At 58.5% G+C, this 25284-nt stretch carries 20 protein-coding genes and 1 pseudogene; 10 read left to right on the plus strand and 11 right to left on the minus strand.

What is annotated here, in order from left to right:
* Positions 1 to 30 precede the first annotated feature (30 nt).
* The gene (gene argJ / locus AB3G35_RS20000) at positions 31 to 1248 is read right to left on the minus strand and encodes a bifunctional glutamate N-acetyltransferase/amino-acid acetyltransferase ArgJ (RefSeq protein ID WP_169883137.1); all 1218 of its coding nucleotides are present in this window, start codon (positions 1246 to 1248) and stop codon (positions 31 to 33) included.
* Positions 1249 to 1363: 115 nt separating this feature from the next.
* Positions 1364 to 4117, minus strand: coding sequence for a preprotein translocase subunit SecA (gene secA, locus AB3G35_RS20005; protein ID WP_016782211.1), 2754 nt, complete (start codon positions 4115 to 4117; stop codon positions 1364 to 1366).
* A gap of 307 nt (positions 4118 to 4424) precedes the next feature.
* Here secA and AB3G35_RS20010 point away from each other — a divergent pair, with 307 nt between their 5' ends.
* A complete protein-coding gene (locus tag AB3G35_RS20010; protein WP_016782210.1) occupies positions 4425 to 4880 on the plus strand; it encodes a DUF721 domain-containing protein in 456 nt (151 codons plus the stop codon).
* A 125-nt stretch (positions 4881 to 5005) separates the two neighbouring features.
* Here AB3G35_RS20010 and AB3G35_RS20015 read toward each other — a convergent pair whose 3' ends face one another.
* The gene (locus AB3G35_RS20015; protein ID WP_369781986.1) at positions 5006 to 6496 is read right to left on the minus strand and encodes a helicase HerA-like domain-containing protein; all 1491 of its coding nucleotides are present in this window, start codon (positions 6494 to 6496) and stop codon (positions 5006 to 5008) included.
* 195 nt (positions 6497 to 6691) lie between these two features.
* On the opposite strand from AB3G35_RS20015, the pseudogene AB3G35_RS20020 reads away from it, so the two are divergent.
* Together AB3G35_RS20020 and AB3G35_RS20025 are read left to right on the plus strand one after the other, a co-directional pair.
* Positions 6692 to 7723, plus strand: a pseudogene (locus tag AB3G35_RS20020) (cache domain-containing protein); the annotation flags it as partial.
* Positions 7724 to 7816: 93 nt separating this feature from the next.
* On the plus strand, positions 7817 to 8581 hold the full coding sequence (locus tag AB3G35_RS20025; protein WP_369782759.1) for a methyl-accepting chemotaxis protein: 765 nt from the start codon (positions 7817 to 7819) through the stop codon (positions 8579 to 8581).
* A 284-nt stretch (positions 8582 to 8865) separates the two neighbouring features.
* Here the strand turns inward: AB3G35_RS20025 and purU are convergent, their stop codons facing one another.
* Positions 8866 to 9714 (minus strand): formyltetrahydrofolate deformylase, encoded by an 849-nt coding sequence (gene purU, locus AB3G35_RS20030; protein WP_016782207.1) that lies wholly within the window; start codon positions 9712 to 9714, stop codon positions 8866 to 8868.
* Positions 9715 to 10065: 351 nt separating this feature from the next.
* Here purU and mvaT point away from each other — a divergent pair, with 351 nt between their 5' ends.
* Positions 10066 to 10443, plus strand: coding sequence for a histone-like nucleoid-structuring protein MvaT (gene mvaT, locus AB3G35_RS20035; protein ID WP_016782206.1), 378 nt, complete (start codon positions 10066 to 10068; stop codon positions 10441 to 10443).
* Positions 10444 to 10521: 78 nt separating this feature from the next.
* On the opposite strand, the gene sbcB is transcribed toward mvaT, so the two are convergent.
* From sbcB to AB3G35_RS20050, 3 genes are all read right to left on the minus strand, one after another.
* A complete protein-coding gene (gene sbcB, locus AB3G35_RS20040) occupies positions 10522 to 11973 on the minus strand; it encodes an exodeoxyribonuclease I (RefSeq protein WP_169886126.1) in 1452 nt (483 codons plus the stop codon).
* A gap of 61 nt (positions 11974 to 12034) precedes the next feature.
* A complete protein-coding gene (locus AB3G35_RS20045; protein ID WP_016782204.1) occupies positions 12035 to 12394 on the minus strand; it encodes a PilZ domain-containing protein in 360 nt (119 codons plus the stop codon).
* 237 nt (positions 12395 to 12631) lie between these two features.
* The gene (locus AB3G35_RS20050) at positions 12632 to 13012 is read right to left on the minus strand and encodes a tol-pal system YbgF family protein (protein ID WP_369781987.1); all 381 of its coding nucleotides are present in this window, start codon (positions 13010 to 13012) and stop codon (positions 12632 to 12634) included.
* Positions 13013 to 13173: 161 nt separating this feature from the next.
* On the opposite strand from AB3G35_RS20050, the gene pyk reads away from it, so the two are divergent.
* Positions 13174 to 14625, plus strand: a complete 1452-nt coding sequence (gene pyk, locus AB3G35_RS20055; protein ID WP_016782202.1) for a pyruvate kinase — start codon at positions 13174 to 13176, stop codon at positions 14623 to 14625.
* Between the two features lie 61 nt (positions 14626 to 14686).
* Here the strand turns inward: pyk and AB3G35_RS20060 are convergent, their stop codons facing one another.
* Positions 14687 to 15622 carry an iron-sulfur-binding ferredoxin reductase gene (locus tag AB3G35_RS20060; RefSeq protein ID WP_016782201.1) on the minus strand — a complete coding sequence of 312 codons (936 nt, stop codon included), beginning with the start codon at positions 15620 to 15622 and terminating at the stop codon, positions 14687 to 14689.
* Between the two features lie 352 nt (positions 15623 to 15974).
* Between AB3G35_RS20060 and AB3G35_RS20065 the strand changes: the two genes are divergently transcribed.
* Positions 15975 to 17498 (plus strand): fumarate hydratase, encoded by a 1524-nt coding sequence (locus AB3G35_RS20065; protein ID WP_016782200.1) that lies wholly within the window; start codon positions 15975 to 15977, stop codon positions 17496 to 17498.
* A gap of 177 nt (positions 17499 to 17675) precedes the next feature.
* Here the strand turns inward: AB3G35_RS20065 and yiaY are convergent, their stop codons facing one another.
* Positions 17676 to 18824, minus strand: a complete 1149-nt coding sequence (gene yiaY / locus AB3G35_RS20070) for an L-threonine dehydrogenase (RefSeq protein WP_016782199.1) — start codon at positions 18822 to 18824, stop codon at positions 17676 to 17678.
* Positions 18825 to 18961: 137 nt separating this feature from the next.
* Here yiaY and AB3G35_RS20075 point away from each other — a divergent pair, with 137 nt between their 5' ends.
* Positions 18962 to 19987: a DUF4917 family protein gene (locus tag AB3G35_RS20075; protein ID WP_315245830.1), complete on the plus strand. Its 1026-nt coding sequence runs from the start codon at positions 18962 to 18964 to the stop codon at positions 19985 to 19987.
* Between the two features lie 179 nt (positions 19988 to 20166).
* On the opposite strand, the gene AB3G35_RS20080 is transcribed toward AB3G35_RS20075, so the two are convergent.
* The gene (locus AB3G35_RS20080) at positions 20167 to 20499 is read right to left on the minus strand and encodes a YegP family protein (RefSeq protein ID WP_029611568.1); all 333 of its coding nucleotides are present in this window, start codon (positions 20497 to 20499) and stop codon (positions 20167 to 20169) included.
* Between the two features lie 172 nt (positions 20500 to 20671).
* On the opposite strand from AB3G35_RS20080, the gene AB3G35_RS20085 reads away from it, so the two are divergent.
* The 3 genes from AB3G35_RS20085 to AB3G35_RS20095 all read left to right on the plus strand — a co-directional run bounded on the left by AB3G35_RS20085 (position 20672) and on the right by AB3G35_RS20095 (position 24816).
* Positions 20672 to 21211, plus strand: coding sequence for an RNA polymerase sigma factor (locus tag AB3G35_RS20085; RefSeq protein ID WP_088377897.1), 540 nt, complete (start codon positions 20672 to 20674; stop codon positions 21209 to 21211).
* The gene (locus tag AB3G35_RS20090; protein ID WP_315245834.1) at positions 21208 to 22149 is read left to right on the plus strand and encodes a FecR domain-containing protein; all 942 of its coding nucleotides are present in this window, start codon (positions 21208 to 21210) and stop codon (positions 22147 to 22149) included. The genes AB3G35_RS20085 and AB3G35_RS20090 overlap by 4 nt, the downstream gene beginning before the upstream one ends.
* Before the next feature lie 120 nt (positions 22150 to 22269).
* The gene (locus tag AB3G35_RS20095) at positions 22270 to 24816 is read left to right on the plus strand and encodes a TonB-dependent receptor (RefSeq protein ID WP_169909572.1); all 2547 of its coding nucleotides are present in this window, start codon (positions 22270 to 22272) and stop codon (positions 24814 to 24816) included.
* A 158-nt stretch (positions 24817 to 24974) separates the two neighbouring features.
* On the opposite strand, the gene AB3G35_RS20100 is transcribed toward AB3G35_RS20095, so the two are convergent.
* The gene (locus AB3G35_RS20100) at positions 24975 to 25280 is read right to left on the minus strand and encodes a ribbon-helix-helix domain-containing protein (protein ID WP_095039994.1); all 306 of its coding nucleotides are present in this window, start codon (positions 25278 to 25280) and stop codon (positions 24975 to 24977) included.
* Positions 25281 to 25284 lie beyond the last annotated feature (4 nt).

A 25284-nucleotide genomic window follows, 5' to 3' on the forward strand; every position in this document is an offset into this window, starting at 1 on the left:
CGGCTGGCAGCCCCGTGATGTCGAGACGACTTAGGTACGGTACTCGGCGTTGATTTTCACATACTCGTGGGACAGGTCCGTAGTCCAGATGGTCTCGCTGCAAGCACCACGGCCCAGCTCGATGCGGATGGTGATTTCTTCGCGCGCCATCACTGCCGAGCCCTGCTCTTCGGTGTATGTAGCCGAACGGGCGCCGCCGCTGGCGATGCACACTTCACCCAGGAATACATCGATCTTGCTCACGTCCAGATCCGGCACCCCAGCACGGCCTACGGCGGCGAGGATACGACCCCAGTTCGGGTCCGAGGCAAACAGTGCAGTCTTGATCAGTGGCGAGTGGGCCACGGTGTAGCCCACGTCCAGGCATTCCTGGTGATTGGCGCCGCCATTCACTTCAACGGTGACAAACTTGGTCGCACCCTCACCGTCACGCACGATGGCCTGTGCCACTTCCATGCAGACTTCCAGCACCGCCTGTTTCAACGCAGCAAACAGCGGGCCGCTGGCTTCGCTGATTTCAGGCAAGGCGGCCTTGCCGGTGGCAATCAGCATGCAGCAGTCGTTGGTTGAAGTATCGCCATCGATAGTGATGCGGTTGAACGACTTGTTCGCACCGTCGAGCAGCAGGTTTTGCAACACGTCGCGGGCAACTTTGGCGTCGGTGGCAATGTAGCCCAGCATGGTGGCCATGTTTGGACGAATCATGCCCGCACCCTTGCTGATACCGGTCACGGTGATGGTTACACCCTCGTGCTCGAACTGGCGACTGGCACCCTTGGGCAGAGTGTCGGTGGTCATGATGCCGGTTGCGGCTTCAGCCCAGTGGTTCTCTGACAGGTCATCCAGCGCGGCCTGCAGTGCGCCTTCGATCTTCTCGACAGGCAGCGGCTCGCCAATCACCCCGGTGGAATATGGCAGCACGGCACTGGCATCGACGCCGGTCAGCTCAGCCAGCCTGGCGCAGGTCCGGGTTGCAGCGATCAGCCCCGGCTCACCGGTGCCCGCATTGGCATTACCGGTATTGGTCAGCAGGTAACGTATCGGGCCTTGCACGCGTTGTTTGGCCAGGATCACGGGCGCTGCGCAAAATGCATTGAGGGTGAACACACCCGCTACGCTGGAGCCTTCGGCGCAGCGCATAACCACCACGTCCTTGCGCCCTGCGCGCTTGATACCGGCAGAAGCGATACCCAGTTCGAAACCGGCCACCGGGTGCAAAACAGGCAAAGGACCAAGACCAACAGCCATGACGCGCTCCTAAAAAGTTCTGTGCGCCGCCGCAAAAGGACGGAAATTCAATGGTAAAACGCCGCGACGGCTAATGCCGGTCGCGGCGCAGGTGTTTCAGCAGTTGAAGCGGGCTTTAGTTGATTTGCCCGTGACAGTGCTTGTATTTCTTGCCCGAGCCGCAGTAGCACAGCTCGTTGCGACCCAGCTTCGGCTCGCTGCGCGCAGGCTCGGTTGCCGCCACAACATCTTCGACGTCAGCACCTTGCAGCACCTGGGCCATCGCATCCGGCTGATCGAGGCCTGGCGCTTCGGCATGCTGGAACTGCAGGCGCGAGGCCAGATCTTCAGCTTCCTGACGCAGACGTGCTTCTTCTTCGACCGGATCCTCGCGACGAACCTGTACATGGGACAGTACACGGATCGAGTCACGCTTGATCGAGTCAAGCAGCTCGGAGAACAGGTTGAACGACTCGCGCTTGTACTCCTGCTTCGGGTTCTTCTGCGCATAGCCGCGCAAGTGGATACCGTGGCGCAGGTGGTCCATGGTCGACAGGTGGTCTTTCCACAGGTCATCCAGAACGCGCAGCACAATCTGCTTCTCGAACGTGCGCAGTGCTTCGGCACCGGCCTGCTCTTCTTTCTCGTTGTAAGCGGCAATCAGCTCGGCCAGCAGCTTCTCACGCAGGGTCTCTTCGTACAGGTGATCATCTTCGTCGAGCCATTGCTGGATCGGCAGTTTCACCCCGAAGCCGCTTTCGATGGCAGCTTCCAGGCCTGCAACGTCCCACTGCTCCGGCAACGACTGTGGCGGGATGTGAGCGCTGATGGTGCTGTCCAGAACGTCCTTGCGGAAGTCGGCGATGGTTTCACCGATATTGTCGGCCGCCAGCAACGTGTTACGCATGTGATAAATCACTTTACGCTGTTCGTTGTTAACGTCGTCGAACTCCAGCAATTGCTTACGGATATCGAAGTTGCGACCTTCAACCTTGCGCTGGGCCTTTTCGATCGCGTTGGTCACCATGCGGTGCTCGATCGCTTCGCCAGACTGCATGCCCAGGGCCTTCATGAAGTTCTTCACCCGGTCAGAGGCGAAGATGCGCATCAGGCTGTCTTCAAGCGACAGATAGAAGCGGCTGGAACCCGCGTCACCCTGACGACCGGCACGACCACGCAGCTGGTTGTCGATACGGCGCGATTCGTGACGCTCGGAAGCGATGACATGCAGGCCGCCCGACTCCAGCACTTGCTGGTGACGCTTCTGCCAATCAGCCTTGATCTGTGCGATCTGCTCCGGTGTCGGGTTTTCCAGGGAGGCAACCTCAACTTCCCAGTTGCCGCCCAGCAGGATGTCGGTACCACGACCGGCCATGTTGGTTGCAATGGTCAGCGCGCCCGGACGACCGGCCTGTGCGATGATTTCAGCTTCTTTTTCGTGGAACTTGGCGTTCAGGACCTTGTGCTCGATGCCTTCCTTCTTGAGAAGGTTGGACATGTGCTCGGAAGTCTCGATGGTGGCCGTACCCACCAGCACCGGACGGCCCTTGGCCATGCAGTCCTTGATGTCTGCCACGATCGCCGCGTACTTCTCGTCCGCGGTGAGGAATACCAGGTCGTTGTAGTCTTTACGCGCCAGCGGCTTGTTCGGCGGGATCACCATCACCGACAGACCGTAGATCTGGTGGAACTCGAACGCTTCGGTGTCCGCAGTACCGGTCATGCCCGACAGCTTGTTGTACAGACGGAAGTAGTTCTGGAAGGTGGTCGTGGCCAGGGTCTGGCTTTCTGCCTGAATATTCAGGCCTTCCTTCGCTTCGATCGCCTGGTGCAGGCCTTCGGACAAACGACGACCTGGCATGGTACGGCCAGTGTGTTCGTCAACCAGCAATACCTGGCCGTCTTCAACGATGTATTCAACGTTGCGGTTGAACAGCTTGTGCGCGCGCAGTGCAGCGTACACATGGGTCAACAGGCCCAGGTTGTGCGCCGAGTACAGGCTTTCGCCTTCGGCCAGCAAGCCGATCTGGGTGAGCATTTCTTCAACAAACTGGTGACCCGCTTCGTTCAGCTCAACCTGGCGAGTCTTCTCATCAATGGTGAAATGGCCAGGCTTGGTCACTTCGCCTTCGACTTCCTCGACATGCAGCTCAAGGCGCGGGATCAACTTGTTGATTTCGGTGTAGAGCTTGGAGCTGTCTTCGGCCTGGCCGGAGATGATCAGCGGCGTACGGGCTTCGTCGATCAGGATGGAGTCGACTTCGTCGATCACTGCGAAGTTAAGCTCACGCTGGAATTTTTCTTCCATGCTGAAAGCCATGTTGTCGCGCAGGTAATCAAAGCCAAACTCGTTGTTGGTACCGTAGGTGATGTCGGCGGCGTAGGCTTCACGCTTTTCCTGAGGCGGCTGGAACGGTGTGACAACACCGACCGTCAGGCCCAGGTATTCGTAGAGCGGACGCATCCAGTTGGCATCCCGGCGAGCCAGGTAGTCGTTCACGGTAATAACGTGTACGCCTTTGCCCGATAGCGCATTGAGGTAAACCCCAAGGGTCGCTACCAGGGTCTTGCCTTCACCGGTACGCATTTCAGCGATCTTGCCTTCGTGCAAGGTCATGCCGCCGATCAACTGTACGTCGAAGTGACGCATGCCCATGACACGCTTGCCCGCTTCGCGGCAAACCGCAAAGGCTTCCGGCAACAGTTGGTCGAGGGTCTCACCTTTGGCTATGCGGGCCTTGAACTCTTGGGTCTTGGCGCGCAATTGCTCATCAGTCAGAGCAACCATTTGCTCTTCCAAGGAATTGACGACCTGAACTGTCTTGAGCATGCGTTTGACTTCGCGCTCGTTCTTGCTTCCAAAAAGTTTCTTTAACAAAGGCGCAAACATATCGGCAGGATCTTCCACACATAGGGATGGAGGGCGGCCCCGAGAGTCGCCCGAGCAGCCCTGATGGCCGCATGCGAGCGAGCATTCTACCCGGAAACGGCGGTGAGGAAAGTGGCGTTATTCCACGATACTGGTACTGCGTTGTGAAGGGGCTTTCCTAAAATAAGGGCTTTTTGCTGAACTTCAACCCATTAACACGAGAAGTTACTCATTGATTTCGTAAATAAATCTTAATGAAACCGGATCCCCACGAGTCAACTGCCGGTTTCTGCTAAGATTGCTGCTCTGTTTTCTCTGGTGCTTGAACATGGCATTTCGCCCACATCCAGCGCGGGCACCCTCCGTCCTGTTGCGCGAGGCCAAGCCCCTAAAAGCCATTTTTGGCCATGCCAAGCGTCTGGCACACCTGCAACGCCTGCTTGAAAGCCAGCTGCAGCCGGCTGCACGCGAACACTGTCACGTCGCCTCATGGCGTGAAGGCAGTTTGTTGCTGATCGTGACCGACGGCCATTGGGCCACTCGCCTGCGCTATCAGCAAAAACGCCTGCTGCGCCAATTGCAGGCGTTCGACGAATTTGCCAGCCTGACCCGAATTTTGTTCAAAGTGCAGCCGCCTACGGTGCTGGCCAAGGTCGCGGGGCACACACTGGACTTGTCAGTTGATGCCGCCCAGACCATTCAGGCAACGGCCGAGGGCATCACCGACCCGGCCTTGCGTGCGGCCCTTGAGCGCCTGGCGAGTCACGCTAAACCCAAGCCCTAGGCGCAAAAAACGGCGGGGGCGACGATTCGACTTGCTCGCGATGGCATCACTGCTGTCTATCTGACAGACCTTGTCGCCTGCATCGCGAGCAAGCCCGCTCCCACCTGGGCATTTTTCACACCTGTTTATTTACGCTTGCTGCCGCCCAACAGCGACCCCAGTAACCCGCGCACCAATTGGCGACCCATCTGGTTCGCAGCCTGGCGTGCCATGGATTGCAAGGCCTTGCCTGCTGCGCTACCCAAAAACTCCCCGGCCTGATCAAGCAGCCCGGGCTCATGCGGTGCAGTTGGTGCTTGTGCTTGCGCTTGCGCTTCAGGCGCCACGCCCTTGCGCGCCATCAGAATTTCATAAGCCGACTCACGATCTATGGGCTTGTCATAGCGCCCCTGCAACGCCGAACCGCTGATCAGCGCCGCCCGCTCGGCTTCAGTAAGCGGGCCGATGCGCGATTGCGGTGGCGCAATCAGGACGCGCTGCACCATCGCCGGCGTGCCTTTTTCCTCAAGCATGCCCACCAGCGACTCCCCCGTGCCCAGTTCGGTCAGCACGGCCAGCGCATTGAATGCCGGATTGGGGCGAAAGCCGTCGGCCACAGCTTTCAGGGACTTCTGCTCTTTCGCCGTAAAGGCCCGCAAGCCATGCTGGATACGCAACCCCAGTTGCGCAAGGACCGCATCCGGCAAGTCCGCTGGCGATTGCGTGACGAAATACACCCCTACACCCTTGGAACGAATCAACCGCACTACTTGCTCCAGTCGGTCCTGCAAGGCTTTCGGGGTATCGGCAAACAGCAGGTGTGCCTCATCGAAAAACAGCGCCAGTAACGGCTTGTCGGCATCGCCGCGCTCGGGCAATTGCTCAAAAAGCTCTGCGAGTAGCCATAGCAGGAAAGTCGCATACACCTTGGGCGCTTCATGCACCAAACGACTGGCATCGAGCAGGTGAATCTGCCCGCGACCATCGCTGGCCGGCTGCAAGATATCTTCCAGTTGCAGTGCAGGCTCACCAAACAGGGCTTCGGCACCTTGCTGCTCAAGGGTTGCCAGGCGCCGCAACAACGCCTGGCTGGAGCCGGTGGTCATAAGGGCCGCGTCATCACCCAGTACCTGGGGGTTATCGCGCAGGTGGTTGAGCAGCGCCTTGAGGTCTTTGAGATCGAGCAGCAACAGGCCTTCACGGTCCGCCACCTTGAACGCGGCATACAGCGCCGACTGCTGGCTATCGGTCAGTTCCAGCAGACTGCCCAACAGCAACGGCCCCATTTCACTCAAGGTTGTGCGCAACGGATGGCCGGTCTTGCCCTGTATATCCCAAAGGGTGACCGGATAGGCCTTGGGGGCGTAGTCAAGCCACGGCATGCCCGCAATTCGCTCCGCGATTTTGCCCTGGGGGTTGCCCGCGGCGCCCAGACCGCACAGGTCGCCCTTGATATCAGCCGCAAACACAGCCACCCCGGCATCGCTGAACTGTTCGGCCAGACGCTGCAGGGTGACGGTTTTACCCGTGCCCGTGGCCCCCGCCACTAGGCCGTGGCGGTTGGCCAGGCGTAAAGACTGTGCGATGGGCTGGCCCGAAAGGTCGGCACCCAGTACTAGAGCAGAAGAGTCAGGCATTTTGCCACCTTTGATTAATCTTTCCCGATCGCGGGTCGATACACACTGAATGCTAGACCAGAAAAATCCGGATTTAGCGTCGTAAAGCGCCTTGATAAACAGCCAACTTGCCCTGTTTTGGCAGTGATGTGCAGAGCGCGCGTTTTACCAGAGTGTACGCCTCACACTTTTAGACTTTAGCGGACCCTTCAAGCCATGAATAAAAACCTGCGTTTCAGCCATAAAATCCTGCTTGCCGCGTCCCTGATCGTAATAGCCGCCTTTTCGCTATTTACGCTGTACAACGATTACCTGCAACGCAACGCCATTCGCCACAACCTGGACAACTACCTCAATGAAATGGGGAGTGTCACCGCCAATAACATTCAGACATGGCTGGGAGGCCGGATTCTGCTGGCGCAAAACCTTGCCGAAACCATCGCCCTGACCCCGGAGCCTGGCCAGGTGGCAAATCTGCTGGAGCAAAAAACCCTCAGCAATACCTTTATGTCGGTTTACTTTGGTGACAGCCAGGGCGGTTTTACCATTCGCCCCGACAGCAAGATGCCTGACGGTTATGACCCGCGCACCCGGCCCTGGTACAAGGATGCGCTCAACAGCAGCTCATCGAGCCTGACCAAGCCTTATATCGATGCCGCCACCGGGCAAATGGTCATCACCATCGGCGCGCCAGTGAAAAAAGCCGGGCAAACCCTGGGCGTAGTCGGTGCCGACATGACCCTGCAAGCCATCACCGACAGTATCAACGCACTGAATTTCAACGGCATGGGTTACGCCTTTCTGATCAATGCCGATGGCGAAATCCTGGTACACCCGGACAAAAGTCTGGTGACCAAAAACCTGAAAGATATCTACCCTCAGGACACCCCTGCGATCACTACCGACTTGAGCGAGATCCAGGTCAACGGCAAAGCCCGGATTGTGACCTTTGCCCCTGTCAAAGGGCTGGGTTCGGCCAACTGGTATATCGGCCTGTCGGTTGACAAGGAACAGGCTTTCGCCGCACTCAGCGAATTCCGCACCTCGGCGATTATCGCCACGGTGATTGCTGTGGTGTCGATCATCGCCCTGCTCGGCCTGTTGATCCGCTTGCTGATGCAACCCCTGCACGTCATGACCCGCGCCATGCAAAACATTGCCGAAGGTGAAGGCGACCTGACGCGCCGCCTGGCGGTCGAATCCCAGGATGAGTTCGGTATTCTGGGCAGCGCGTTCAACCGCTTTGTGGAACGTATCCACACCTCGATCAGCGAAGTGGCCTCGGCCACAGAACAGCTCAACGAAGTGGCCCTGCGGGTGGTCAGTGCCTCCAATTCGTCGATGCTTAACTCTGACGAGCAAGCGAGCCGCACCAACAGTGTCGCCGCCGCCATCAACGAGCTGGGCGCCGCTGCGCAAGAGATCGCCCGCAATGCCGCCCAGGCCTCGCACCAGGCCAGCGACGCACGCGGCCTGGCTGAAGAAGGCCAGCAGGTGGTTGAACGCAGCATCAGCTCGATGCAGCAACTGTCGCAACTGCTGGGCACCTCCAGCGGCCATATCGAAGCGCTGAACGACAAGACAGTGAATATCGGTCAGATCCTGGAAGTGATCACCAGTATTTCCCAACAAACCAACCTGCTGGCGCTTAACGCTGCCATTGAAGCGGCGCGTGCTGGTGAAGCCGGACGCGGTTTTGCCGTGGTGGCCGATGAAGTGCGCAACCTGGCCCATCGCACCCAGGAATCGGCGCAACAGGTGCAAAAAATGATCGAGGAGTTGCAGGTCAGCGCCCGCGGCTCAGTGAGCACCATGGAAGAAAGCCAGCGTCACAGCCAGGACAGCGTGGAAATCGCCAACCGCGCAGGCGAGCGCTTGATCAGCGTGACCGAGCGTATTGGCGAGATTGACGGGATGAACCAGTCCGTGGCCACGGCAACCGAAGAGCAAACCTCGGTGGTCGAGTCGATCAACATGGACATTACCGAAATCAATACGCTGAACCAGGAAGGCGTTGAAAACCTGCAATCAACCCTTCGTGCCTGCTCCGACCTGGAGCAACAGGCTGTGCGCCTGAAGCAACTGGTGGGCAGTTTCCGTATCTGATGTAGCGCAGCTGGCTTCAGGCATGTCGCCTGAAGCTTGCTGCAGCGCATCCCAAAGCCTGGCGGCATCGGGGAAGTCGGTGCCATCCTCGGAACTGAGGGCATCCGGGTCATAGCGACTCAGGCACCCTTCGCCCAAGGTAGCCGGGGCACTGGAAGTGGCCTTGTCGAGCGGATCAGTCATGACGAACCCTTCTCTTTGCTGCGGCTGCGATGAGGTCCTCGCAGTCGTCAAGGAAACCAGTTGCTACGCAACCCTTCGCAGCCTGCGGCAGCGACTACTGCTTAAAACACGACTGTCTTGTTGCCATGCACCAGCACGCGGTCTTCAAGGTGATAGCGCAGGCCACGGGCCAGTACCATCTTCTCGACATCACGGCCGAATCGCACCATGTCTTCAATGCTGTCACTGTGGCTGACGCGCACCACGTCCTGCTCGATGATGGGACCGGCGTCCAGCTCTTCAGTCACATAATGGCACGTTGCACCGATCAGCTTCACGCCACGCATCGAAGCCTGGTGGTAAGGCTTGGCGCCCACGAACGACGGCAGGAAGCTGTGGTGGATGTTGATGACCTGACCAGCATATTCGCGGCACAAATCAGGCGGCAGGATTTGCATGTAACGGGCCAGTACCACCACTTCAGCATCGTGATGCTTGACCAGTCGCGACACTTCGGCGAATGCCGGCTCCTTGTTCTTGGGGTCGACCGGCACATGGTAGAACGGGATGCCATGCCACTCGACCATGCTGCGCAGGTCATCGTGGTTGGAGATCACGCAAGAGATATCGCAGTCCAGTTCATCGCTGTGCCAGCGATGCAGCAAGTCTGCCAGGCAGTGGGATTCACGGCTGGCCATCAACACCACGCGTTTTTTCTGCGCCGTATCGGTAATGCGCCACTCCATCGAAAACTCTTCGGCAATCGGGGCAAATGCCTCACGAAAAGCCTCAAGCCCGAATGGCAAGGAATCGGCACGAATCTCGTGACGCATAAAGAACCAACCGCTCTGGTCGTCCGAGTGATGGCTCGCTTCAGTGATCCAGCCATTGTGGGAGGCAAGGAAATTGCTGACCTTGGCGACAATGCCGACGCCGTCGGGGCACGCAATCACCAACCGAAAAGTGCGCATGAGGGGAAAACTCCAAAAACTTTACTAAGGCCGCCATTCTAGCGAGTGCGCAGCAAAACTGCAGTATTCGTTACACCCTGGCGCCTGCGCCATTGGGTCGCGCAGCCTGTGGCCCACGCCAGCAGCGGCGTGGCCTGCATCGGTATTTAAGGACAATTGACATGGGTTATTCATCCCCCTTAATAACCCAGCTGGCGCTTCGTCTATTTAATAGCACTCATATTGACGAGTGCGAAGTTAATGGATAAAAATTTAAATTAATCGTCTGTTACAGGTTTACTTGCAGTAACTGTCTGACTACTATTGCGCCACTGTATCCCTGTTACCCCTTTTCAACATAAGGTTATCCTCATGTCCTTGATCAACGAATATCGCGCAACTGAAGAAGCCATCAAAGAACTGCAAGCTCGCCTGAAGAACCTGTCTGAAGACGACAAACTTCAAACCGAGCTGGAATTTGAAGGCAAACTGCGCACTCTGATGGGCGAGTACCAGAAATCGCTACGCGATATCATCGCGCTTCTGGATCCGGAATCCAAAGTAAGCAAAGCACCACGCGGTGTTGTTAAAACCACCGGCACCAAACGTGCCCGCAAGGTTAAACAATACAAAAACCCACACAATGGCGAAGTGATTGAAACCAAAGGTGGCAACCACAAAACTCTGAAAGAGTGGAAAGCCAAGTGGGGCAGCGACGTGGTTGAAGGCTGGGCGACTTTGCTGGACTAAGTAACACCCCCGGTACGCAACCCTTTTGCGATGCCATTAAAAAACGCCAGCTTGCTGGCGTTTTTTATTGCCTGTGTGTCAGTCCGCGCCCTCGCCTGACGGGCTCAGCCCCACACGCCGGCTCAAGGCCTGCGCATAGCGTTGCCACTCCCCCAACAGCTTTAGCTGGGCTGGCGTGGCACTGCGCGACAACTCGTCGGCTGCCTGCATAAAGCTATCCAGGGTCATGGGCGCCCCCATTGCAGGGTCCGACAAACGCTGTTGGCAGAACACCTGCCAGCGCTCCAGTTCCTGTGCATCCAGGGTGTACGGAAAGTTTCGCGCGCGGTAACGGAATAACAATTCAGGCAAGCGCTCATCATCAAAAGGCCATGTATCTTTGGCCAATTGTTCGGGGTCACTGTTTCTGACTTGCTCACACAGGCGACGGTCTCGATCGCCGATAAAGCCGTCGTACAATTGCTGCTCGGGATCTTCACTGGGCGTGAAGTCTTCATGCGCATAAATGGCCGACAACTTGTCTTGCCAAACTTCCCGGGCCTCTACAAGGCTGCGCGCTCGCGCCTGATAGAGGTCCATGTCCAGTTGCAAACGCTGTTGATCCTGCGCGCGTACAACATTCAAGGGGGCCACCACCGGGCAACGATTAATCTGTATCAGCTTGAGCGGAATCGGTAATTGGCCGTCAGGCAATTCATCACGACGGGTATAAAGCATCTTGCGCAAAGACTCGGCATCCATATCCAGCAATGGCTGCGGATCAAAGTGCAGATCGCACACAATCAAGGCATTGCGGTTCTTCGGATGCCAGGCCAATGGCAATACCACGCCGGCATAATGCCGGGCCGCAGAAAAACGCCCCGAAATATGCAGCATGGGCTGCAACAGTCGAACTTGGTCAAGCACCCGCTGTTTGCTGCGCAACTGGAACAACCACTCATATAACTTGGGTTGTTTGTCGCGAATCAACCGGGCCAGGGCAATGGTTGCGCGCACATCGGACAACGCATCGTGGGCCTGGCCATGATCGATGCCGTTGGCCGCCGTCAAGCGTTCAAGCTTGAGGGTCACCCGGCCGTCCTCTTCTGGCCAGACGATCCCTTCCGGGCGCAGGGCGTAGGCGGTGCGCACCACATCAATCAAATCCCAGCGGCTGTTGCCACCCTGCCACTCACGCGCATAAGGGTCGAAGAAATTTCGGTACAGGCTGTAGCGGGTGACTTCATCATCGAAGCGCAACGAGTTGTAGCCCGCCCCGCAGGTGCCAGGCAACGCCAGCTGGGCATGGGTGCGGGTCATGAACTCGGCTTCGCCCAGCCCCTTGTCTTCGAGGCGGCCAGGGGTGATACCGGTGATCAGGCAGGCCATCGGATGCGGGAGGATGTCGTCGCTTGGCTGGCAGTAGAGATTGACCGGCTGATCAATCTCATTGAGTTCCAGGTCGGTGCGGATGCCGGCCACTTGCACGGCCCGGTCGCAGCGCGGGTTGATGCCAGTGGTTTCGTAGTCGTACCAGAAAATAGAGGTCACGGGGTGTTCCTAAGCAGTAGACCTCGACAGTCTAGGCGCTCAAACCCGGGCAAGACCAGCCCTAGGCAGAAGCCTGCAAGGGCTGAAAGCTGAAGTAGCGTTGCAAGGCACTGATCAACCCGACGTACTCGGCAGGCGGCTGATACAGGATAAATCCGGAGTCATAGTAGTGCGGCGTAGCATCCTCGCGACACCACAGGCAGCGCGCCGTCAGATCAATAAATTGCGGGCAGCCGTCGGTATCGGGCAGCTTGAGCCGCAACTCGAAATTGGCGTCCACCAGCATCGGCAGCTGGCTGATCAGCATCAACCCGCCATCAGACACATTGCCCAGATAACCTATGGGCTTGTCCGTGAACCGATTGAACACTTTCAGGAAACACGTCAGTTGGTGCCGCAGGATAAGCCGTTCGATAACCATGTTCGAATTCACTATAGAGAGGCCATTGAGCATGGCCGCGCTGGCGTCTCGAAACGCCCTGCCCCACAACCGGGTCAACAACCCCGTGAAAATCTGCCCGCCACCTTCAGCTGAAGCTCGACATATCAAGCTGCCAAGAAGGAATAAAACCGTTTGAGTACCAACAAAAACCAAAAGCACTCAAACGAATTTAATAGTAGTCAACCGGGTACAAATGACCAGTTTAAATTTCGCTCATCATGGGATGCTCACAGGCACCCCCTGGGCGGCTGCGCCGGGGCCCGGGATGAACTTGAGAATGCGCAGTGTCTCGATCCGGGCCTTGGCCCGATAGGCATATTCACTCTTGGGAAATTCGTTGATGATGTATTGATACGTTTGGGCCGCATCCAGGTAAAACTTCGTACGCTCCAGACACAGCCCACGGAGCATAGCTGTTTGTGGCCAGATGTACGGACGGCTTCTGCTATCGCGGTCAACCTCCGACAACTCAAGCATCACCGCCTCGCAGTTACCGCGATCATAGGCCCGGTAAGCATTGTTCAAGTGATGGTTCATCGACCAACGGGTGCAACCGGCCGCACTGGCGACCAACAATAAAACGAGCACGATTCGCATGGGTATCTCCTGTTCACAACAGTGTATCGACCCCACGGCCAGATTCTTCAGACAACAGACCCGATGCACCACAACTTAAGCAGAAAGTAGTGCAGAGGAACAATGACTACAGCCAAAGACCATAGTAGCCTTTGGCAGCGCTTGAACTCAGGAGTCTTTGCATGTCTGTTCGTCGAACCAAAATTGTTGCCACACTTGGCCCTGCCAGCAATTCACCGGAAATGCTGGAACAGCTGATCCTCGCTGGCCTGGACGTTGCCCGTCTGAACTTTTCCCACGGCACCCCCGACGAGCACAAGGCTCGTGCCAAGCTGGTACGTGACATCGCTGCCAAGCACGGTCGTTTCGTAGCCCTGCTGGGTGACCTGCAAGGCCCGAAAATCCGTATCGCCAAATTCGCCAACAAAAAGATCGAGCTGAAGATCGGTGATCAATTCACCTTCTCCACCAGCCATCCGTTGACCGAAGGCAACCAGCAAGTGGTCGGCATCGACTACCCGGATCTGGTTAAAGACTGCGGCGTCGGCGACGAGCTGCTGCTCGACGACGGTCGTGTGGTCATGCGTGTAGACACCGCCACTGAAGACGCCCTGCACTGCACCGTGCTGATCGGTGGCCCGTTGTCTGACCACAAAGGCATCAACCGTCGCGGTGGCGGCCTGACCGCGCCGGCCCTGACTGAAAAAGACAAGGCCGACATCAAGCTGGCTGCCGAAATGCAGGTCGACTACCTGGCCGTGTCGTTCCCGCGTGACGCTGCCGACATGGAATACGCCCGCCAACTGCGCGATGAAGCAGGCGGTACCGCCTGGCTGGTAGCGAAGATTGAACGCGCCGAAGCCGTAGCCGATGACGAAACCCTCGACGGCCTGATCAAGGCCAGCGACGCGGTCATGGTTGCCCGTGGCGACCTGGGCGTTGAAATCGGCGATGCCGAGCTGGTGGGCATCCAGAAGAAAATCATCCTGCACGCACGTCGCCACAATAAAGCAGTGATCGTGGCAACCCAGATGATGGAGTCGATGATCCAGAACCCGATGCCAACTCGTGCCGAAGTGTCCGACGTTGCCAACGCCGTTCTCGACTACACCGACGCCGTGATGCTCTCGGCTGAAAGTGCTGCCGGTGCCTACCCGCTGGAAGCCGTGCAGGCGATGGCGCGTATTTGCGTCGGCGCTGAAAAGCACCCGACCAGCAAAACCTCCAGCCACCGCATCGGTAAAACGTTCGAAAGCTGCGACCAGAGCATTGCGCTGGCGGCCATGTACACCGCCAACCACTTCCCGGGTGTCAAAGCGATCATCGCCCTGACTGAAAGCGGCTACACACCGTTGATCATGTCGCGCATCCGTTCTTCGGTGCCGATCTACGCGTACTCCCCGCACCGCGAAACCCAGGCGCGCGCGGCGATGTTCCGTGGCGTGTACACCGTACCGTTCGACCCGGCATCGCTGCCGCCAGAACAGGTCAGCCAGGCCGCGATTGACGAGCTGCTCAAGCGTGGCGTTGTGGAAAAAGGCGACTGGGTCATCCTGACCAAGGGCGACAGCTACCACACCATCGGTGGCACCAACGGCATGAAGATCCTGCATGTCGGCGACAAAATGGTTTAAGCCCTGTAAAGCTTGAATCCAAAGCCCCGCCTGAGTGATCAGGCGGGGCTTTTTTGTGCCCTCAACTGCGCGTCAGAAAGGCATCGGCCAATAGCTGATTGCGCGGCAAGCCCGCCATAAACAAACGCCTGGCAAAGGCATCGACCGTGTCGGGGTGGCCGCAGACCAGGGCGTGGGTCTGGCGCGAGATGACACGCATCTGTAACAGGTAGTCGGGCAGCTGAGGACGCTCAAGGTATTCGACCACAAGCTGTGGGCAAGCCTGCGCCAAGGCCAGCAGTTCGTCCCGCAGGTAATGTTCAGCCTGGTCGCGGGCCACATGTACCAGCCGTATCGGGCCTTGATGATCCTGGCGCAAGGCCTCGCGCAATACGCCGTACAACGGCCCCAGGCCGGTGCCGGACGCCAGCAGCCACAGCGGTTGCTCCTGCCAGTCCGGGTCATAACGCAGTGCCCCGCCACGCAGCTCGCCCAAGCGCACCACGTCACCGGGCTTGAACTGCCGCGCCGCGTCAACGAACTCACCGGGGTGCGCACAATCGAGGTGAAACTCCAGAAAGCGGTCTTCTTCGGGCAGGCTCGCCAGTGAATATGGGCGCGCAACGCCGCCGGTCCACAGCACCAGATGCTGGCCGGCGCGATAACGCAACGGGCGCTGCGGCACCAGGCGCAAGCGCAACACCCCCGGGCTTGGCCAGTCGAGCGCCGCAACCTCGGCCGGCAAGCCGTCGCGCAACGGATCGAAGGTTTCCACCTGCAAATCCCCGACCACCTGGCACTGGCACGCCAGGCGCCAGCCCTGCTCACGCTGTGCCCGGTCAAGGGCCTCGGGCTTGAGATCGAAGGGCTCGCCACGCACACAATGCACCAGGCAGGCATGGCAACTGCCCGCCCGGCAACTGTAGGGCACCGCTACACCGGCCTGATTAAGGGCGTCGAGCAGGTTGCTGCCATCGGCAACCGACCAATGCCGGTCGGCAACTTGTAGTTCGGGCACTTGGCCTCCGCAGGGTAAACCTGTGGGAGTGGGCTTGCTCACGATGCTGACGACGCGGTGAATCTCGTACACCACGGTGATGCAATCGCGAGCAAGCCCGCTCCCACAGTTGAATAATGTTGACCGATAGATCCTTATCACAGCCTTCGGCAGCGGCTACAAAGCACACCCTACTTTCGTTTGCATCTCTACCGGTGTATCAAACAGTGTACCGGGTTATACTGCCGCGCCGTTTTTGTACCGGTCATGCGTGCCCGGTATGCCCAGCGAAGATGTTTCCGACAGACCGATGCACCAAGGTCGCAAACACCTTATTGATTGTATGTTCCCGTCTTATAGAGGAGCGCGACCCATGACCGTGATCAAGCAAGACGACCTGATTCAGAGCGTTGCTGACGCCCTGCAATTCATTTCCTACTACCACCCCGTGGACTTCATCCAGGCCATGCACGAAGCCTACCTGCGCGAAGAATCGCCAGCGGCCCGTGACTCGATGGCGCAAATCCTGATCAACTCGCGCATGTGTGCCACCGGCCACCGCCCGATCTGCCAGGACACCGGCATCGTCACCGTATTCGTGCGCGTCGGCATGGACGTGCGCTGGGATGGCGCCACCATGGGCCTGGACGACATGATCAACGAAGGCGTGCGTCGCGCTTACAACCTGCCGGAAAACGTCCTGCGCGCTTCGATCCTGGCCGACCCGGCCGGTGCCCGTCGCAACACCAAGGACAACACCCCTGCGGTCATCCACTACTCCATCGTCCCGGGCAACACCGTGGAAGTGGACGTGGCAGCCAAGGGCGGCGGTTCCGAGAACAAGTCGAAAATGGCCATGCTCAACCCGTCCGACTCGATCGTTGACTGGGTACTCAAGACCGTTCCGACCATGGGCGCGGGCTGGTGCCCACCGGGCATGCTCGGCATCGGCATCGGCGGCACCGCAGAAAAAGCCGCAGTGATGGCCAAGGAAGTGTTGATGGAATCCATCGACATTCACGACCTGATCAAGCGCGGCCCGTCCAACCGTATCGAAGAGATGCGCATCGAGCTGTTCGAGAAGGTCAACCAGCTGGGCATCGGCGCCCAGGGCCTGGGCGGCCTGACCACCGTGCTCGACGTCAAAATCATGGACTACCCGACCCACGCAGCGTCGCTGCCGGTGTGCATGATCCCCAACTGTGCGGCCACCCGTCACGCCCACTTCGTACTGGACGGCTCCGGCCCGGCAGCCCTCGAAGCGCCACCGCTGGACGCCTACCCGGAAATCGTCTGGGAAGCAGGCCCTTCGGCCCGCCGTGTCAACCTCGACACCCTGACCCCGGAAGATGTGCAGAGCTGGAAGCCGGGCGAAACCGTCCTGCTCAACGGCAAAATGCTCACCGGTCGCGACGCGGCGCACAAGCGCATGGTCGAAATGCTGAACAAGGGTGAAACCTTGCCGGTAGACCTCAAGGGTCGCTTTATCTACTACGTTGGCCCGGTTGATCCGGTGCGTGACGAAGTGGTTGGCCCTGCCGGCCCGACCACCGCGACGCGGATGGACAAGTTCACCCGCCAGATCCTTGATCAGACCGGCTTGCTGGGCATGATCGGCAAATCCGAGCGCGGCCCTACCGCCATCGAAGCGATCAAGGAACACAAAGCCGTGTACCTGATGGCCGTGGGCGGCGCTGCTTACCTGGTTGCCCAGGCGATCAAGAAGTCGCGCGTGGTGGCCTTTGCCGAACTGGGCATGGAAGCGATCTACGAGTTTGACGTTAAAGACATGCCGGTTACCGTGGCAGTCGACAGCAACGGCGAGTCGGTACACATCACCGGCCCGGCGATCTGGCAGAAGAAAATCAGCGACAGCCTGGCCGTAGAAGTGCAATAAGCGCTTCAAAGCCAGACACAAAAAAACGGCCAGGTTGATCACCTGGCCGTTTTTTTATGCCCGCAACCTTGTGGGAGCGGGCTTGCTCGCGATGCGGGCAATGGGGTGTATCAGGCGATACCGTGCCAAGGCTATCGCGGGCAAGCCCGCTCCCACAAAAGCCAGGCCTGCCAGCCGTTAAAACGCGTTACGGAAAATCTCTTCAATCTGCCCCTGATCAGCCTTGCGCGGGTTGGTGAAACCACAGGCATCTTTGAGCGCGTTGGTGGCCAGGATCGGGATGTCATCCAGCTTGGCGCCCAAGTCCCGCAGCCCGGCAGGAATCTCGACGTCCTTGGCCAGGGTACGAATCGCCGCGATGGCCGCCTGCGCGCCCTCTTCCGGGCTAAGGCCGCGCACATCGGCACCCAGCGCATGGGCCACATCGGTCAGGCGCGTTGCGCACACACTGGCGTTGAAGGTCTGCACATGGGGCAGCAACACCGCGTTGCACACACCGTGGGGCAAGTCATAGAAACCACCCAACTGGTGCGCCATCGCATGCACAAAACCCAGCGAGGCATTGTTGAAAGCCATGCCCGCGAGGAACTGCGCGTAAGCCATGTTCTCCCGTGCGGTCAGATTTTTACCATCACTTACCGCCTGACGCAGGTTTTGACTGATCAGCTCCATCGCCTTGATCGCACAGGCGTCAGTAATCGGGTTAGCTGCCGTCGACACATACGCCTCGATGGCGTGGGTCAACGCGTCCATGCCCGTGGCGGCCGTCAGGCCTTTGGGCATCGCCACCATCAACTCAGGGTCATTGACCGACAGCAAAGGCGTCACGTTGCGGTCGACAATGGCCATTTTCACGTGGCGCTCTTCATCTGTGATGATGCAAAAGCGCGTCATTTCACTGGCCGTACCCGCCGTGGTATTGATCGACACCAGCGGCAATTGCGGCTTGGCCGAACGATCGACACCTTCGTAATCACGGATATGCCCGCCATTGGTGGCACACAGCGCAATGCCCTTGGCACAGTCATGGGGCGAACCACCACCCAGCGACACTATAAAGTCGCACTGATGCTGCTTGAGCACCTTCAAGCCCGCCTCGACGTTGGCAATGCTCGGGTTAGGCTTGGCACCATCGAAAATCACCGAATCAATATCCTGCAACGCGAGTTTCTCGGCGATCAACGTCGCAACCCCCGCCTTGGCCAGCCCCGCGTCGGTCACAATCAACGCCTTGCGAAAACCATAGTTGCGAATCGCAGTCATGGCTTCATCCAGGCAACCGTTACCCATAATGTTTACAGCAGGAATAAAGAAAGTGCTGGTCATGTCGAGTCCTCTTCGCGGGTCATTGGCTAATTCGGTCTCCACAGCTTCCTCCAATGACAAAGCCGCAATGTTGATCTGGCTCAATACTTGAGCGTGATAAAGTCCGCTACCGCCTACGCCCTGAGACGATATTTGCGATGACCCCCTTCCAGGCATTTGATGCCCAGCTAGAAGACTGGAACCTGTTAAGTACCAGCACACCGTGCAGCGGGCTGCTGATTGGCAACGGTGCCAGCATGGCCGTGTGGCACGACTTTTATTACGACTCACTGTTCGATAAAGCCAGGAGCGTCGCCGAAAAGCCCCTGAGCCAGACCGAACTCAGTGTGTTCGAGGCCCTGGCCACCCGTAACTTCGAGCACGTGCTCAGCGCCCTGAAAACCGCGAGCAAGGTCAACAAGGCACTGGCCATCAACTCGGCCTCGCCGCGCAAACGCTATTACGCGATCAAGGAAGCCCTGATCAACTGCACCCAGGATGTGCACATTCCCTGGCGCCTGATGCAGCCTGAAACCCTGGCCTGCTGGAACGAAGAACTGGCACGCTACGCCACGGTGTATTGCTCCAACTACGACCTGCTCGCGCCCTGGGCCGTGATGCAGTCGCCCAAAGGCTTCAACGACCTGTTTGGCACCCCGCATGCAACCTTTGAACCCGCCGCGGCACTGGCCAAAAGCAGGGCCACACGGGTGCTGTACCTGCATGGCGCCCTGCATCTGGTGAAAAACCAGGAGGGCAAGGCACGCAAGCTGGCGGCCAGCGAACCCACATTGCTAAGCAACTTTGCGATCAACCACTCCATCAGCGCCCTGGACGACGTACCGCTGTTTGTCAGCGAAACCGGCAGCGAGGACAAGCGCAAATCCATTCGCCAGTCCGATTACCTGTCTTTTTGCCATGAGCAGTTGATGACCCATAAAGACGCGCTGTGCATCTTCGGCCATAGCCTGGGCGAGCAGGATCAACACCTGATTGACGCATTGCGCCAGGCACCGCTGAAAACCCTGTGCATCTCGATCTACCCGCGCAGTGAGGCGTTTATTCGCTTTCAGAAAAACCATTACACAGCGCTGTTTGCCGACAAGAAGCTTGAGCTGCGCTTCTTTGATTCAAAAACCCATCCGCTGGGCGATACCAGGCACTCAGTACCTGTGGAACGGTAAACCTGTAGCCGCTGACGAGCAGCGCGAGGCTGCGCCCGACGATGAAATCGTCGCAAACCCGATAAGCGCGATCTATCTGATGCACCAAGGCTGAGGGGATTTACGACGGCTGCGCCGCCGGACGCAGCCTCGCGCTGCTCGTCAGCGGCTACAGGGTTACAAGAGCACACATTCAGGTATCAAAATTTCTCTTTGATCACCGTAGTCGGGCCATTGTGCTTGACGCTGGCTATGCCCTTGTCCCGTGCGGCGTCCGAGGAATACAGCTCACTGGTACCGATGATCTGGTGATTGGCCGCCTTCAGGTTGAAGTACGGCTTGCCGTCCTTGGCGACTTTTTTCTCGTAGCGCTCATCCAGCGGGCTGTTGACCTGCACCGAGGCGATCCCGCCCTTGGCCGCCGCCAGTGTGGTGTATTGCTCGCTGACCAGAATGGTTTCGGCATTCGCCGCCTTCAGTACAAAACGGAACTGCCCGCTGCTGGTCTTGCTCAACTCGTACCAACCCGACATAGCCTTTCTCCTGAAATTAAGGGTTCCTGCACTTCTTCAGTAAAGACGCCACGGGCTATTTATCCATTTATCCACAGGAATGAGCGAAACCGGCAATTTCAACGAGACAAATAGCAATGGTTATCGATACCATTCGCAGCTTATTTGCATCGCTGTGTCTATAAGGATCTTCATGTCTGGCCTTGAACCCGACCCGCCCGTGGCCGATCACTTTCGTGAGTTCTATACGCAAATTTTGCACTTTCTGCGCAAGCGTACCGACAACACCAGCGATGCAGCCGACATGACCCAGGATGTTTTCACCCAATGGCTGGGCTATCAGGACCGGGGCAAAATCGAACAGCCACGGGCGTTTTTGTTCCAGATGGCGCGCAATCTGTTGCGCGATCACTGGCGTCGACAGCAAGTGCGACACGCCGTACACGGTGAGCGCAACGAAAGTGAAGCCGAGCCCTTGAGCGATGAGAGGGATGATCCAATGGTCGCAGCCCTGCGCCTGCAACGCCTTGAACAACTTAAACGGGTCCTTGCAGAACTCTCGCCCAGACGTCGCGAAGCCCTTATGCTGCACCGCTTTGAGGGCTTGAGTCAGGCACAGATTGCCGAACGCATGGGGATTTCCGTGAGTATGGTTGAAAAGCACATTGCACTGGCCTTGCTGCACTGCAAGCAACATCTACAACGGGACAGCGGCAAGGAGCAGCCACGATGAGCCCTTTTCACACCGCCGATGACGACAGCGTCGATGAACAGGCCGCCACTTGGTTTGCGCGCAACCGCAATAGCCGCGATCACGACAACCGCGAACAATTCAACGCCTGGCATGCCAACCCGAGCCATGCCCGGGCCTATGCCGAATTTGAATCGTTGTGGGCCGACCTGGGCGAGCTAGAACAGATCAACGCCCCCGTATCGCTCCCGGTCAAGCCCCGACGCGCACACTTTGCCCTGGCCACTGCCGCCGCCGTGCTCTGTGCCGTCTTTGCTCTGAACCTGGGCGCGCCGGTGGCGCTGCATCAACAGCAGATCAACACACTGGCCCAGGGGGCGCGCACAGTATTGCTACCCGACGGCAGCACCCTGAACGTGAATGCCAACACGCGCCTGAGTCTGGACTTCAGCGCACACCAGCGTGACATTTATCTGGACCAGGGCCAGCTCTATATCGAAGTCGCCGCCAACAAGGAGCAGCCGCTGGTGGTGCATGCCGGGGATGCGCGCATCCGGGTGGTGGGCACGGGGTTTGATGTACGCCGCAGCCCGCGCCAGCTAGTGGTCAGCGTGGCCCACGGCGAGGTTGCATTCATCCCTGACGCCAGGTCCGCCATGCTGCTGGGTGCCCAACAACGCGCCACCTGGAACTACGCCAACGGCTCGCTGCAAGCGCAAACCCTGGGCACCGGTGAAGTGGCGGGCTGGCGCTCTGGCCACCTGTCCTTTCGCAATCGTGAGTTGGCCAGCCTGGTGGACGAACTGGACTTGTACCGCCCCGGCATGATCCAGCTGGCTGAAGGCCCGCTGGCAAACTACAAGGTTTCAGGCAATCTGGACGTCAGCGATCCGCTGGCGCTGGTCAAGGCCCTGCCCGCCCTGATCCCGGTTAAAAACGTGCTGCTGGACAGCGGTAAAATCCGTATCGAACCGCGCTAAAAAAATATATGCGAATATTTTGCATTCGCATATGTGGTTTTTTCATTGTGTTGCGTCTTCCTCCGGTCTGCGTTGCTAACGCATGTCTTTTTGGCCTTTGTTGCCACACCGGGGGATTTCATGTTTCGCGTACCACATTACTTCTCGCATTTGTGCACCCGCCCGACACTGCTGGCGGCTTGCCTGGCGATCAGCCTGCAAGCCCACGCCGAGTCGATCCAGTTGCAACTGCCGGCGCAATCGCTGGCCAGTTCGCTGAGCGAGGTGGCACAGCAGGCAAACATCCAGCTGCTGTTCGACGAAGCCCTGTTACGCAACGTGAATGCCCCGGCACTCAGTGGCACCTTCGAGCCACAGGAAGCCATCCAGCGCCTGCTCAAAGACACCGACTTCAGCCTAGTGCAGATCGATCGCACCTACGTCGTGCGGCCCCGGGAGTCCGGCACCACCACCAGCAACAGCCTGGAACTGGGCGCGGTCAGCGTGGTGGGCAACGGTAGCGAAGTCGACTCCAGCAACGTCGGCAAGTCGACCATGACCCAGGAGCAAATCAACCGCTATCAGGCCAATAACATCCCCAGCCTGCTCGCCACCTTGCCGGGCATCAACCTCGGCGGCTCGCTCAAGCCCGGTGGCCAGACCATCAATATCTGGGGCATGGGTGAAGCTGAAGACGTACAAATGACCGTCGATGGCGCGACCAAAAGCGGCTTTGAACGCTACAAGCAAGGCACGATTTTTATCGAACCCGAGCTGATCAAACGTCTGGAAGTCGAAAAAGGCCCCCACGATATCCACACCGGCAATGGCGGCTTCGCCGGTGTAGTGCACATGGAAACCAAGGATGCGACCGACTTGCTCGAAGAGGGCAAGGACACCGGCGCCATGCTCAAGTACGGCTATAGCAGCAATGACCATCAACAGGTCTACAGCGGCGCTGTCTACGGTCGCACCGAAGATGGCCGCGCCGACGCTCTGTTTTACTACACCAAGCGCGATGGCGACGATATGAAGCTGGCCGGCAAAATGCCCAACCCCGGCAATGTCTACCCGGTTAACCCCCAGCGCCTGCCCAATACGGCCCAGGACCTGGACGGACAACTGCTCAAGCTCAATTTGCACCTCAATGACGAGCACAGCGTGGGCATGTCTTACTCGCGCTCGAACAACTATTTGTGGGTGCCCTTCTCGGCCGTGAGTTACCCGGCGCCACCCAGCCAGGCCAACATCGACAAATATGGCTACGACATTGCCGCGCGGCGCTACCTGTCCAACCGCTCGACGATCGACACCACCTGGTCGGCCAAATACAAATACGAACCCCTGGACAACCCGCTGGTGGATCTGGAGGTCAAGTACTCGCACTCCAACACCGAACAAACCGACAAGCGTGACGCCCAGGCCTTCACCCAGCCCACCAGCGGCGGGCGCAAGATGGAAACCGGCTACACCGACGACATGCTCCAGGTCGAGAACATCAGCCTGTTTGCCAGCGGCCCGCTGGACCATGCAGTGACCACCGGCGTGCAGTTTCGCAAGCACCAGCGTGATGTGAACATGTGGATGCCGGGCGGCATCTACGACGTCGAAAAGTACAACTACGGCCACTACCAGCCCAACTTCATGCCCCGGGGCAAGGTCGACACCAACAGCTTCTATCTTCAGGACGCCATCACCTGGGGTGACTTCACCCTGACGCCGTCCATGCGCTACGACCATGTGCGCAATCGCGGCCAGGAAAACGACGCGCCGTACTACAACCACCCGGAGTTGGGTCACGATTACAGCGACAAAACCTACACCGGCTGGTCGCCGCGCCTGTCAGCCTTCTGGAAAATCACCCCGAAAACCGCGCTGTTCCTGGACTACAGCAAAACCTGGCGCGCCCCGGTAATTGACGAGCAATACGAAGTCCAAGGCGTCGGCAGCCGCACCTCCAGCAGCCTGGGCCTTGATCCGGAACGGATCACCGGCTGGCGTGGCGGCAACATCACCACCTTCGACAAGATTTTTGGCGACAACGACCACGCCCTGGTGCGCACCACCCTGTTCCGCAACACCGTCGACGACGAAATCTTCAAGGCCACGGGCGTAGGCTGCGCCGCGCAAACTCCCACGGTCAGCATGACCGATGCGTGCGGGCCCAACATGCCCAACTACCGCAATATTGGCAGCGTGACCATCAAGGGCTTCGAAATTGAGAGTTTCTACGAATCCACCTACGTGTTCGGCTCACTGTCCTACGCATGGATGACCGGCAAGCACCAAGGCGCCTACACCAACCCTTGGGGGCCTAACGTCTGGGCCCGTGACGTACCCGCTCCCAAATGGATTGCCGTACTGGGCACCAAAATCCCGAGCCTGGATGCCCGGATTGGCTGGAAGGGAGAATTCGTGCGCAAAACCGACCGTTTGCCAAGCGACAACTACTACAGCAGCCCGATCAGTGCGCTGGGCGACCGCTATTGGGACCAGTTCCCCAACGACAGCTACAACGTGCAGGGCCTGTTCGCCAACTGGAAGCCGCAGCAGCCGTACCTCAAGGGCACCGAAGTCAACTTCACCCTGGACAATATGTTCAATAAAAACTATCAGCCGATGCTCAGTGGCGAAAATGCCTACAGCCAGGGCCGCAATGCCAAGATCAGCGTGACACGGTTCTTCTAGACGCAAGAGGGGTACAGTTGTGTAGCAGCTGCCGAAGGCTGCGTACGGCGGCGCAGCCGTCGTGAAATCAGCTGCACAACTTACCTGACACGCCTCGGACACAGGTTTTACGATCGCTGCGCAATCGGACGCAGCCTTCGGCAGCTGCTACGAGCGTGTCAACCTTGCAAGCGCGAAACCACACTCAACCCCGGCGCCTGCACCCGGCGCTGGCTCAAATACCGGGTACAGCTCACACGTAAAAACGAGGCAAAGTTAACGACTTCGCCGCGATAATCCATCACCTCTTCATACAGCTTGGCCACCAATTGGTTGGTGGTCATGCCGTCTGCTTCGGCAATTTCGCTGAGAATGTCCCAGAACTGATTTTCCAGGCGCAAGGTGGTGACCACGCCGCAAATCCGCAATGAGCGCGAACGTGACTCGTAAAGAATCGGATCGGCTTTTACATACAGCTCACACATGGTC

The organism is Pseudomonas sp. WC2401 (assembly GCF_041200115.1).
Taxonomy (GTDB): domain Bacteria; phylum Pseudomonadota; class Gammaproteobacteria; order Pseudomonadales; family Pseudomonadaceae; genus Aquipseudomonas; species Aquipseudomonas fragi.

Excerpts from the sequence above, each read along its gene's own strand:
- AB3G35_RS20090 (WP_315245834.1), top strand. The coding sequence starts at position 21,208 with ATGAGCCCTTTTCACACCGCCGATGACGACAGCGTCGATGAACAGGCC.
- AB3G35_RS20065 (WP_016782200.1), top strand. The coding sequence starts at position 15,975 with ATGACCGTGATCAAGCAAGACGACCTGATTCAGAGCGTTGCTGACGCC.
- yiaY (WP_016782199.1), bottom strand. The coding sequence starts at position 18,824 with ATGACCAGCACTTTCTTTATTCCTGCTGTAAACATTATGGGTAACGGT.
- AB3G35_RS20075 (WP_315245830.1), top strand. The coding sequence starts at position 18,962 with ATGACCCCCTTCCAGGCATTTGATGCCCAGCTAGAAGACTGGAACCTG.
- AB3G35_RS20050 (WP_369781987.1), bottom strand. The coding sequence starts at position 13,012 with ATGCGAATCGTGCTCGTTTTATTGTTGGTCGCCAGTGCGGCCGGTTGC.
- AB3G35_RS20015 (WP_369781986.1), bottom strand. The coding sequence starts at position 6,496 with ATGCCTGACTCTTCTGCTCTAGTACTGGGTGCCGACCTTTCGGGCCAG.
- mvaT (WP_016782206.1), top strand. The coding sequence starts at position 10,066 with ATGTCCTTGATCAACGAATATCGCGCAACTGAAGAAGCCATCAAAGAA.
- secA (WP_016782211.1), bottom strand. The coding sequence starts at position 4,117 with ATGTTTGCGCCTTTGTTAAAGAAACTTTTTGGAAGCAAGAACGAGCGC.
- purU (WP_016782207.1), bottom strand. The coding sequence starts at position 9,714 with ATGCGCACTTTTCGGTTGGTGATTGCGTGCCCCGACGGCGTCGGCATT.
- AB3G35_RS20095 (WP_169909572.1), top strand. The coding sequence starts at position 22,270 with ATGTTTCGCGTACCACATTACTTCTCGCATTTGTGCACCCGCCCGACA.
- AB3G35_RS20085 (WP_088377897.1), top strand. The coding sequence starts at position 20,672 with ATGTCTGGCCTTGAACCCGACCCGCCCGTGGCCGATCACTTTCGTGAG.
- pyk (WP_016782202.1), top strand. The coding sequence starts at position 13,174 with ATGTCTGTTCGTCGAACCAAAATTGTTGCCACACTTGGCCCTGCCAGC.
- AB3G35_RS20025 (WP_369782759.1), top strand. The coding sequence starts at position 7,817 with ATGCTTAACTCTGACGAGCAAGCGAGCCGCACCAACAGTGTCGCCGCC.
- AB3G35_RS20080 (WP_029611568.1), bottom strand. The coding sequence starts at position 20,499 with ATGTCGGGTTGGTACGAGTTGAGCAAGACCAGCAGCGGGCAGTTCCGT.
- argJ (WP_169883137.1), bottom strand. The coding sequence starts at position 1,248 with ATGGCTGTTGGTCTTGGTCCTTTGCCTGTTTTGCACCCGGTGGCCGGT.
- AB3G35_RS20100 (WP_095039994.1), bottom strand. The coding sequence starts at position 25,280 with ATGTGTGAGCTGTATGTAAAAGCCGATCCGATTCTTTACGAGTCACGT.
- AB3G35_RS20010 (WP_016782210.1), top strand. The coding sequence starts at position 4,425 with ATGGCATTTCGCCCACATCCAGCGCGGGCACCCTCCGTCCTGTTGCGC.
- AB3G35_RS20045 (WP_016782204.1), bottom strand. The coding sequence starts at position 12,394 with ATGGTTATCGAACGGCTTATCCTGCGGCACCAACTGACGTGTTTCCTG.